The organism is Trueperella pecoris (genome assembly GCF_014926385.1).
In the GTDB taxonomy this organism is placed as follows: domain Bacteria; phylum Actinomycetota; class Actinomycetes; order Actinomycetales; family Actinomycetaceae; genus Trueperella; species Trueperella pecoris.
This window is the reverse complement of the sequence record NZ_CP053291.1, coordinates 1,086,457-1,097,645: the sequence shown is the minus strand read 5'-3', so window position 1 is coordinate 1,097,645 and position 11,189 is coordinate 1,086,457. Positions and strand designations below refer to the sequence as shown.

At 62.3% G+C, this 11,189-nt stretch carries 6 protein-coding genes; 2 read left to right on the top strand and 4 right to left on the bottom strand.

The genetic code is table 11. From position 1 onward, the window contains the following. Positions 1-54 precede the first annotated feature (54 nt). Both acnA and dxs read left to right on the top strand, forming a co-directional pair. On the top strand, positions 55-2,739 hold the full coding sequence (gene acnA / locus HLG82_RS05225; protein WP_193327629.1) for an aconitate hydratase AcnA: 2,685 nt from the start codon (positions 55-57) through the stop codon (positions 2,737-2,739). Between the two features lie 414 nt (positions 2,740-3,153). Further along, a complete protein-coding gene (dxs, locus tag HLG82_RS05220) occupies positions 3,154-5,022 on the top strand; it encodes a 1-deoxy-D-xylulose-5-phosphate synthase (protein WP_255313945.1) in 1,869 nt (622 codons plus the stop codon). Between the two features lie 23 nt (positions 5,023-5,045). On the opposite strand, the gene HLG82_RS05215 is transcribed toward dxs, so the two are convergent. From HLG82_RS05215 to treY, 4 genes are all read right to left on the bottom strand, one after another. Then, a complete protein-coding gene (locus tag HLG82_RS05215) occupies positions 5,046-6,257 on the bottom strand; it encodes a ribonuclease D (protein ID WP_193327628.1) in 1,212 nt (403 codons plus the stop codon). Then, positions 6,254-6,838 (bottom strand): DUF3000 domain-containing protein, encoded by a 585-nt coding sequence (locus HLG82_RS05210; protein ID WP_193327627.1) that lies wholly within the window; start codon positions 6,836-6,838, stop codon positions 6,254-6,256. The genes HLG82_RS05215 and HLG82_RS05210 overlap by 4 nt, the downstream gene beginning before the upstream one ends. An 83-nt stretch (positions 6,839-6,921) precedes the next feature. Next, positions 6,922-8,664, bottom strand: coding sequence for a malto-oligosyltrehalose trehalohydrolase (gene treZ / locus HLG82_RS05205; RefSeq protein ID WP_193327626.1), 1,743 nt, complete (start codon positions 8,662-8,664; stop codon positions 6,922-6,924). Further along, positions 8,657-11,164: a malto-oligosyltrehalose synthase gene (gene treY, locus HLG82_RS05200; protein ID WP_193327625.1), complete on the bottom strand. Its 2,508-nt coding sequence runs from the start codon at positions 11,162-11,164 to the stop codon at positions 8,657-8,659. The genes treZ and treY overlap by 8 nt, the downstream gene beginning before the upstream one ends. Positions 11,165-11,189 lie beyond the last annotated feature (25 nt).

Genomic DNA, 11,189 nt, shown 5'->3' with positions numbered 1-11,189 from the left:
TGATATTTTGATATCGAGATAGTTGACCTGACGGCCAGCGTTCAAAGGAGAGCAATGAGTATTGATACGTTTAAGGCCAAGTCCACCCTCAATGTCGGTGGCAAGGATTACGAAATCTACCGGCTGGACGCGGTGGAGGGCACTGAGAAGCTGCCCTATTCGCTGAAGGTCCTCGCCGAAAACCTCCTACGCACCGAAGACGGCGCAAATGTCACGGCAGAGCAAATCAAGGCACTGGCTGACTGGGATCCGAACGCCGAGCCCAGCCACGAAATCCAGTTCACGCCCGCACGCGTCGTCATGCAGGACTTCACCGGCGTCCCCTGTGTTGTCGACCTTGCCACGATGCGCGAAGCTGTCACCGATCTAGGCGGCAACCCCGATCAAATTAACCCGCTCAATCCCGCCGAAATGGTCATTGACCACTCCGTGCAGATTGACGTCTTTGGCAGCCCCAACGCTCTCCAGCGCAACATGGAGATCGAGTACGAACGCAACCAGGAACGCTACCAGTTCCTGCGCTGGGGCCAAACCGCCTTCCAGAACTTCAAGGTGGTCCCGCCGGGCACCGGCATCGTTCACCAGGTCAACATCGAATACCTGGCTCGGGTCACGATGGCCCAGGTCAACGACGGCGTCTTGCAGGCCTACCCGGACACGTGTGTTGGCACCGACTCCCACACGACGATGGTCAACGGCTTGGGCGTCCTCGGCTGGGGCGTGGGCGGAATCGAGGCGGAGGCTGCGATGCTCGGTCAGCCCGTGTCCATGCTGATCCCGCGCGTCGTCGGCTTCAAACTCTCGGGCGAGATTCCGCCCGGCGCCACCGCCACCGACGTCGTGCTCACGATTACGCAAATGCTGCGCCAGCACGGCGTCGTGGGTAAGTTCGTCGAATTCTACGGCGAGGGCGTGGGTGCCGTTCCGTTGGCAAACCGCGCCACGATTGGCAATATGTCCCCGGAATTCGGCTCCACCGCCGCGATTTTCCCCATCGACGACGTCACTCTCGACTACCTGCGTCTGACCGGACGTTCCGACGAGCAGATCGCGTTGGTCGAGGCCTACGCCAAGGAGCAGGGCATGTGGCACGATCCGTCACGCGAAACGGCCTACTCCGAATATCTCGAGCTTGATTTGTCGAGCGTTGTGCCCTCCATTGCAGGCCCGAAGCGCCCGCAGGACCGCATCGCCCTCGATGAGGCCAAGCAGTCCTTCCATCAGGCGCTCCCGACCTTCGCGGGAGGCGAGGAAGAGCGCGCCCACAAGATCACCCCGGTGACCATGGCCGACGGCACCGAAACCGAACTTGACCACGGTGCGGTCGCGATCGCCTCCATCACGTCGTGCACCAACACCTCTAACCCGTCTGTCATGATGGCTGCAGCCCTCTTGGCACGAAACGCCAACCGGGCTGGACTCAAACCCAAGCCGTGGGTAAAGACGTCGATGGCGCCGGGTTCGCAGGTCGTCACTGACTATTACGAGGCGGCCGGGCTGTGGGACGATCTTAACGCCCTCGGCTTCAACCTCGTGGGTTACGGCTGCGCCACCTGTATTGGCAACTCCGGCCCGCTTCCGCCGGAGGTGTCGAAGGCCGTTAATGACGCCGATCTGGCCGTCGTGTCGGTACTATCCGGAAACCGAAATTTTGAGGGGCGTATCAACCCGGACGTCAAGATGAACTATCTCGCCTCTCCGCCGCTGGTGATCGCTTACGCCCTCGCCGGCACCATGGATTTCGACTTTGCGACCGAGCCTCTCGGGCAGGACGCGGACGGCAAGGATGTCTACCTTGCAGACATTTGGCCTGATGCGGACGAGGTTCAAAGGACCATCGACGAGTCGGTCAACCGCGAGATGTTTGCTTCTTCCTATTCGGACGTCTTCGCCGGCGACAAGCGCTGGCAGTCCCTCGACACCCCGGAGGGGTCGACGTTCGACTGGGACGCGGAGTCAACCTACGTGCGTAAGCCCCCATACTTTGAGGGCATGACGATGGAGCTTACCCCGGTGGAGGACATCTCCGGAGCACGCGTTTTGGCCAAGCTGGGCGATTCCGTGACGACCGACCACATCTCGCCCGCCGGCGCCATCAAGTGGGACTCGCCCGCGGGCCAGTACCTGGACGAGCACGGCATCGACAAGCGGGACTTCAATTCCTACGGTTCGCGCCGTGGCAACCACGAGGTGATGATTCGCGGAACGTTCGCCAATATTCGCCTGCGTAACGAGCTGCTGGACGGTGTCGAGGGCGGCTACACCCGCAACTTCCTCAACGGTGAGCAAGAGGCCATCTACGACGCGGCGCAGGCCTACCAGGCCGCTGGCGTGCCGCTCGTCGTCCTCGCTGGCAAGGAGTATGGATCGGGTTCATCGCGCGACTGGGCAGCGAAGGGCACGGCGCTTTTGGGTGTCAAGGCCGTGATCGCCGAGTCCTTCGAGCGTATCCACCGCTCTAACCTCATCGGCATGGGCGTACTTCCCCTGCAGTACCCGGCTGGGGAGAGCGCCGAAACCCTCGGGCTGACTGGCCAAGAGACCTTCGAACTGTCCGGCATCACAGAGCTCAACGAGGGCACGACGCCGAAGACCGTCAAGGTGGTCGCCACCGCCGAGGACGGCCAGAGTATCGAGTTCGATGCGGTCGTGCGTATCGACACGCCTGGCGAGGCGGACTACTTCCGCAACGGCGGGATCCTGCAGTTCGTGCTACGCAATTTGGCTCGGACCTCATAAGGGGATAGTTGACCGGTCTCGTCCGCATGGCCCGATCGGCGTTAGCCGGCTTGGTGACCGTGATGGGCGTTGCTGGCTCCATAGGCGTGGTCGGCGTTGACGTTTGCCGCACTTGTCGTGAGGGGCACTTCCGCGAAGTGCCCCTCACGCATGCCTACAAGAGCCGGGCGCGGGTGACGGCGCGAGGTTATCGGTGAGGCCACCCATGCCCGCGCACCATTAATCTGGCTCCCGCTGTAGTAACCTGCGGCAGATTACTACAGCGCGGGGCAGGTTACTACAGCGCGGGTGGGGCCGCGAGGCGCGGGTGGGGCCGCGAGACAGAGCCGAACGACTGGCCCTGAAACCGCGGCGTTCGCGCATGTGGGAGGCGCGAGTATCGGTGGTAATCTATCCCTAGTTGAAGGAGAAGTAGTGATTCTAGATTCGATAAACGGCCCCCAAGATCTGAAGGCGCTCAGGCCCATGGAGCTTGAGAAGCTAGTCGAGGAGATTCGCCGTTTTCTTGTGGTTAACGTCGCCAAGACGGGCGGGCACCTCGGGCCGAATCTGGGTGTAGTCGAACTTTCGATTGCCTTGCACCGCGTCTTTGATTCGCCCCAAGATACGCTCATTTGGGACACCGGCCATCAGGCCTACGTGCACAAGATTCTCACCGGCCGCAAGGACTTTTCGATGCTTCGCCAAGAGGGCGGAATTTCGGGCTATCCATCGCGCGCGGAGTCCTCGCACGACGTCGTCGAGAACTCGCACGCTTCTACAGCCCTGTCTTGGGCCGATGGCCTCGCGCGTGGTGTGCAGCTTTCGGGTCGTGATGACCGGGTGGTGGCAATCATCGGCGACGGTGCGATGACTGGTGGCATGGCCTGGGAGGCGCTTAACAACATCGCCGAAGACCCTGACCGTCCGGTTGTCATCGTCCTCAACGACAACGGCCGCTCGTATGCGCCCACCGTTGGCGGGATTGTTCGGCGCTTCGACCCGGTCCGCAAGCTCGATGCCATGCGCGTCAACAGGGAGTACGAGCATTTCCTCGATTGGGGTAAGCGCACGTTGCAAGGTTCTGGCGTTCCCGGAAAGCTCACCTACGATGCGCTGCGCGGCATTAAGAAAGGGATGAAGGAGATCTTCTTCGACGCCGGCATTTTCGATTCGCTCGGCCTGAAGTACATTGGCCCGATCGACGGGCACGATATCGCAAGCCTTGAAGAGGCCTTGTCAATGGCACGCGATTTTGGCGGCCCGGTCGTCGTGCACGCGATCACGGAAAAGGGGCGCGGCTATAAACCGGCGGAAGAGAACAAGGCTGACCGTTTCCATGCCGTCGGAAAGATCCACCCGGAAACGGGTCTGCCCATCGAGTCGTCCCGGTTCGGCTGGACCTCGATTTTCGCGGAAGAGATCCTCGAGATCGCGCGCAAGAACCCGGCCGTCGTGGGAATTACTGCCGCGATGCTGCAGCCCGTGGGCCTTTCGCTGATGCTCAACGAGTTTCCCAAGCGCGTGATCGACGTCGGAATTGCTGAGCAACACGCGGTGACTATGGCGGCCGGCTTGGCGAAGGCCAACTATCACCCGGTGATCGCGCTGTATGCGACCTTCATGAATCGCGGATTCGATCAGCTCCTCATGGATGTCGCCCTCCACAATGCCCCCGTGACGTTCTGCCTTGACCGGGCGGGCGTGACCGGTGACGATGGTGCGTCGCATAACGGCATGTGGGATTTGTCGATTGCGGCGATGGTTCCCAATCTGCGCACGGCCGTTCCGCGCGATGAGCAGCGCATGCGCGAACTCATGAACGAAGCCGTCGATACCGACGGGCCCACGCTGGTGCGTTATCCGAAGGGCCCAGTGGCCGCTGACCTGCCGGCAATCCGCCAGGGGGGCGAGCTCGACGTGCTTTACGAGCATGTCGTGGACGGCCAGGCGCCTCTTGTCTTTGTGGGCGTCGGCCCCATGGCTCACACGATGGTCGAGGCGGCTAAGTTTTTGGATGAGTCTGTGATCGTCGTCGATCCGAGGTGGGTGCTTCCGATCAGCGACTCCTTACGCGAACTCGTCGCTCGCTCTGCCGGTGCGGTGGTCTTGGAAGACGGCCTGATCAACGGTGGCGTGGGCGATCAACTACGCCTTGCACTGTCCGACGTCGGATGCACGCTTCCTGTCAAGAGCCTGGGGATTCACAAATCCTTCCTCCATCACGCTTCGCGGTCCACGATCATCGCGCGTGAGGGAATGGATGTGCGGGCTGTCGTCGACGCCGCGAAGGCGATCCGCTAAGGCCGCCGAGCCAATGTCAGGATCTAAAGAACCTTGGCGGCCTGCAGGGCGGCGTGAACGGGTTGGGCGACCTGTTTGATTTGCCACGGGCGCGCGCCGTTTTTTGCCAGCAAGGAGACGAGCTCCTCCTGCGTTGTCCAACCCGTCCAGGCCACCATTTTTTGGATAGCGGGTTTGATCAGAAGATCCTGGCGGATGCCGAGTTCCTCGGCGAGGGCGAGCACCTTGGGCCGCATAACTTCCCAGCGAGCGGCGGCTGCTTCGTCGTGGCGATCCCAACGCTTGATCGGCGGGTAGGGGTCCTTATCTTCGGTGTACTTACGTTCAGGGAGAGCGCGTTCGTCGAGCCGCCACGCGATATCGATGGCGTTCCACCACGTGTCCAGGTCGCGCTTGCGTTGGCGCGAGCGAAACAGCGGAGAGTTCACGACGTCCGAGCGCGAACGCGGCTTTCTCGCCGCAAGTTCCGCCAATACCTGGTTGGGGAGCACCTTGCCGGGCGCGAGATCGCGACGCTTGGCAACACCGTCGCGGGCACGCCACAGTTCACGCAGCATGGCTAGGGCGCGCCGGTCTCGGATACCGGCCTGGCGGGAGGTGCGCCGCCAGGGCTGTTTCGCGGGCGGCGCTGGCTTACGGAGACGAACCTCTTCGCATTCTTGCTCGAACCATTCGAGCCTGCCGGCCTCAACGAGCTGGTCGGTGAGCTTCTCTGCGAGTTCGTGGAGGAGTTCGACGTCGAGGGCCGCATAGGCCAACAGCGGCGGGGGAAGCGGACGTTGCGACCAATCGGCGTTGGAATGTTCCTTCGCCAGTGTCCACCCAAGCACCTCTTGGCAGAGCGCCTGGAGCGAGACCCGCTTGTACCCGAGGAGCAGGGCGGCGATTTCGGTGTCGAAAATCTTGGTGGGGTACAGCCCCAACTCGTGCAGGCAGGGAAGATCTTGGTCGGCGGCGTGCAGGATCCACTCGCACGACATGACCCCGCGCAGGTCCTCGAGCTGATCTTCTATCCCGACGGGGTCGATAAGGAAGGTTCCAGCTCCCTCGCGGCGGATCTGAACAAGGTAGGCCCGATTCGAATACCGCAGGCCCATCGCACGTTCGGTATCGACGGCCATCGAACCGCGTCCGGACGCAAGACGCGCGACGGCGTCGTCGATGTCCTCATTCGTGACGGAAGGTAAGCCATCTCGCGGTACGTCGAGAGGGCGGGCGGGGGTAGACGAACTCAAATTTTTTCCACCTTACGAGCAAGGCTGACGACCTGGTCGCTCCAGGGGCCGAGGCCGGCCATGGAGGCCGCGAGATCCGCCCACGCGTGCAGGTGCTCCGTGAGGTAGGGCGTCTGCGGGGTCCACGACGCGCGTAGCTCAAGTTCAACCCGAGAAGAATTAATGTGTAGACCACCGAACGTCTCGTTAAAGACACGCGTCACGGTGCCGTTGAGGCTGTGGTAAGAGGCGCCGGCACCGTCGAGCGCATCAATGAGCCACGTCCAGGCGACCTCACCCAGAAGTGGATCGTCGCCCATCTCGGCGTCCATCGCGGCCTGCGCGTGAATGACGACGCGGAAGGTGCCATGCCAGGCCGGTTGTCCCGCGGGGTCGTGAAGCACAACAAACTTGGCTGACCCACGCAGATAATCGGGATCGTTATCCGGGGAGTCGTTAACCTCAGCTTGTAACGCGACTGCCCAGGGCGCGATCCGGGTCGGGCCCGGAATCTGCCCAATATGCAATTCGGGACGAAAATGTTGGCCTTTGAGGGACTCAAGGGCAGTCACGAATTCCGCTGGCGGCTGATGTATGGTCACCCTTTGACTTTAACGGCGTCACCGCGCCTTTTGGCGGTGCCACGCCGAAGAAGCACGTCACAGCCAACGCGGGATGCTCAAGGCTAGGACTGGTAGACAGCTACGCCGGGGCTACGCAGGTAGACGCCGTCCGCCGTGGCTTGCGTGGGTTCCCATGCCAGCACCTCCTCCTTGCCCGCAACCGGAGCCGGAACGGTGACAGGGGTGGGGGAGACGGAGAAGACGACGACGGTCTGGCCGCGGCTCATCCAGCCCGCCCTGCCATCGACGTGAACGTGCGTGCGGGAGCGATCCCCGGCCCCGACATCGGGATCCGACCGGCGCAATTCAATGAGGGCGCGCACGAAATCATGCATGCGCCGATGAGCGCTATCGTCGAGCTCATGCCAGGGCAACTTGGAAGCAAGGAAAGTCTGCTCGTCCTGAGGGTTGAGCATGACCGCCGGGATGTCGCCATAAATGCTAGCCATATCCCAATCGGCAAACTCCGCCTTGCGCCCCTCCTGAATCATCGCTCCCAGCTCGGGGCCGTGATCGGTGAAGTAATGGAAGGGAGCTGTCGTCGCCCACTCTTCGCCCATGAACAGCATCGGCGTGTAGTGAGACAAAAGGATGAGCGCACGGGAGACGGCTAGCTCGGCAGGCTCAAGCTTCAACGACGGCCGGTCCGAAATGAGGCGGTTACCCACCTGGTCGTGGTTCTCGTCGAAGGCCATGAAGCGGTGTCCCGAAAGCCCCTCAGGAATCTCCGAGCCGCGCGGAGCGGCGGCGAACTGCAGTTCCTGGCCCACGCGCACGAAGCCGTGCTCGAATCCCTGGGCAAGGCTGTGATCATCCGTGTAATCGACGTAGTAGGCGTTCGTCTCGCCCGTCAGCCACACGTGGAGGGCGTGATGGACGTCGTCTGCCCACTGCATGTCCATGCCAAAGCCGCCCTCGGAGGTCGGAAGAACCATGTTCGGATCGTTGAGATCAGATTCGGCGGTCAACGTCAGGTGACGACCAAGGTCGTCTCCCAGCTCCTTAATCTCGTCGGAGAGTTGAGCGAGGAAATGGTAGTCGGACTCGTCGTGAAGGTGGGGGACGGCGTCGAGACGAAGGGCGTCAAAGTGGTAGTCGACCAGCCACTGCTTGGCATTGTCGATGAGGTATCGGCGCACCTGGTCAGCGCCGTCGCCGTCGAGGTTGAGGGCCTCGCCCCAGGGCGTGTGGTGTCTGTCGGTAAAGTACGGGCCAAACTGGGCCAGGTAGTTTCCGTCGGGACCAAAGTGGTTGTAGACCACATCCAAGCATGCAGACATTCCCCGGGCGTGGATCGCGTCCACGAGGGCGGCCAGATCCTCGGGGTGCCCATACGGAGCGTGAATTGCGTAGATGGACACGCCGTCGTAGCCCCACCCGCGCTGGCCCGGCATCGGGGCGATCGGCATGAGTTCGACGACGTCGACTCCGAGCCCTACCAGGTAGTCGAGTTTCTCAATGGCGGCCCGGAACGTGCCGGCGTCGGTGAACGTGCCCACGTGGAGCTCATAAAACACCTTGCCGAGCAGGTCAGTGCCGCGCCAGCCGGCGTCGTGCCAGACGAAGGCGGCCGGATCAACGATTTCGCTCGGTCCATGTGGGCCAAGCGGCTGGCACATGGACCGGGGATCGGGAAGCTTCATCCCGCCGTCGACGCGGACAAAGTAGCGTGTGCCCACATCCAACGGGCGCTCCAGCTCGAACTGGCCATCGCCGGCGGGGCGGAGAGCAAGCTCGCGCCCCGAGTCGGCGAGAACCACGCTGACCGTCGTCGCTGCAGGGGACCAGATCTTGACGTTAGCCATGGACACGCTCCAAAACAGCCGCTGGGAATCGCCCGAGGACAGCCTCGAGGTTCTGCGTACCACCGTCCGTCAGGTCGTCGGTCAGCACATTCCTCCACCTGCCCTCGGGCAGCACGATCGTGTAATCGCCGAAGGTGTCTGGCAAGTGGCGCAGCGAGGCGGTCACGAGCACAGGTTCGTCGCCGATCGTGCGTGCAAAGGCGAGCGCGTAACCCGTCGACACGGGCAGTGCCTGGTAACCGCACTCCGCGGTGGCAAGCTCGGGGTGAGCCTTACGCATGCGAGCAAGGCGCGAGGTGATCCAAAGCTTTTCCTGATCCAAGCTTGGGACGGCCGGCAACCCATCCCGATCGAGCTTGGACAACATCTCGACGAGTGCGGTGAAGTCCACCGGGCGCCGGTTGTCCGGATCGACCAGCGACGTCTGGGTGATCTCCTCACCGTTGTAGGTGTCGGGTACTCCGACGGCGGTCATTTGGATGGCCTTCTGGCCCAGGATCATGGTGCGAATTGCGGGCTTGATGCGCTCATGGAACGCGCTAAGGAGCTCACTAACTGCCTCGTCAGCGAGGATCGCCTGCGCATAGCTGACGAGGGCCTCCTCGGCTGCGACGTTCTGTTCGGTCCACGTCGTCCACGACTTTTGCTCGCGCGCCGCCTTGAGCAGATAGGCGCCCAATCGATCCATATCGATCGGGCCCGCCTCGCTCCACGTACCGATGAGGGTTTGCCACAGGAGATTTTCGGCCTGACCGTCGAGGGCGGCCGGCCGTGCTTGCGAGACAAGTTCACGTGCCTGGGCGAGCAAGGCGATCCACTCGTCGGCATATTGCGAGATTGGGGCGATGCGTGCTCGCACATCCTCACACCGCTTGGTGTCGTGGGTCGAAAGCGTCGACATGGTGACGGGCCAGGTCAGGTGCGTGCGCGCCTGGAAGTCGTGGAACTGGTCAGGAGTGGTCGTAAAGTGACGCGGCCCCCCACCCACCTCGTTGGCGGAGGCCAAGACGGTGTAGCGATAGAAGGTGGTGTCCTCGACGCCCTTGGCCATGACGGCCCCGCACACCTGCTGGAATCGGACGATGACCTCGTTGCGCCGCGCCTCATGGGTCCGCCCGGCCGAGCCGATTTCGTTTCCGAGCAGGATATCGACGACGACACTCAAGCTATCTTGACGATCCTCATCCAAAACCCGGCCGGCCTTCTCGGCGGCCTGGCGCAGGACTCGCTCGTCCTCGGCACTCGGGCGCTCGCCGGGAACCACGTAGGCGCGATAACGATCCATGTGGACGACAAGTTCGACGACGACGTCGCGCAACGATCGGAACGTGTGGTCGCGAAGCCGGACATCGGAATGGCAGATGTCGGCCAAGATATTGGCCAGGCGATCGACCTCGGCGAAGAGGGATGTGGCGATAATTTGACGCTTGGCGGCAGTCTCGACGCTCGCCAACGAGTCAGCAGAATCCGAAAGCTCCCCATAAAGCTGGGTGAGTTCCGGCAGACCGGCGGGGTCGGTGAAGAGGCCCTGAAGGCGCTGCAACGTGTCATAGCCCGTGGTGCCCACACAGGGCCAATCAGTGGGTAGCGCCTCGTCGCCCTCCAGAATTTTCTCGGCCACCGACCACGCCCCGCCGGTGGCCTCGTGAAGGTTGCGGAAGTAGCCGCGCGGATCTGCCAAGCCGTCCGGGTGGTCAATGCGGAACGAATCAATCAATCCCTCGCCCTGGAGCTGCAAGAGCAGGGCGTGAGAGGCCGTGAAAACTCGCGGGTCCTCCACGCGGATGGCAGCGAGCGTGTCAACATCAAAGAACCTACGGTAGTTAAGTTCCTCGTTGGCAACCCGCCAATGAGCCAGCCGATAGTACTGCGCGTCAAGAAGCTCGGCTAAGGGCAAGGCCTCGGTGCCACGCCGAACAGGGAAGACGTGATCGTAATAGCGAACCACCTTCGTCTCGCCCTCAGATTCGAAGCCAGGTACGACCATATCCTCGATGGAGATCTCGCCCGCGGCGAGCACCTGGCCGATCCGATTGCCGAGTACCGGCATGAGAAGACCGTCACCGGCGTCGCTCAACTCAATATCGAACCATCCGTCGTAGGGCGAGTCAGCGCCATCACGAAGCACCGACCACAGGGCACGGTTGTGGAACAGCGGGGTCGGCACGGCCATATGATTGGGCACGACGTCGACGATGAGGTGCATTCCGGCGTCGTGAATCGCGCGCGAAACGCGGCGGAAGCCCTCAATTCCTCCGAGATCCGCGGAGATGCGCTCGTGGTCGACGACGTCGTAGCCGTGCATCGATCCGGGCGCTGCCTGAAGGATGGGGGAGAAGAAGACGTCCGTGATCCCCAAGCTGGCAAGATAGGGGACGATCTGCTCAACGGCCGCAAAATCAAAAGCCGGGCTGACTTGGATACGGTAGCTCGTCAGCGGCTGATGACGATCGATCGGAGGGACATGGGAATGGCGACGAACAACGTCTTCGGTAGTCATAATTCTCCTTGATGGCGTGCCTACA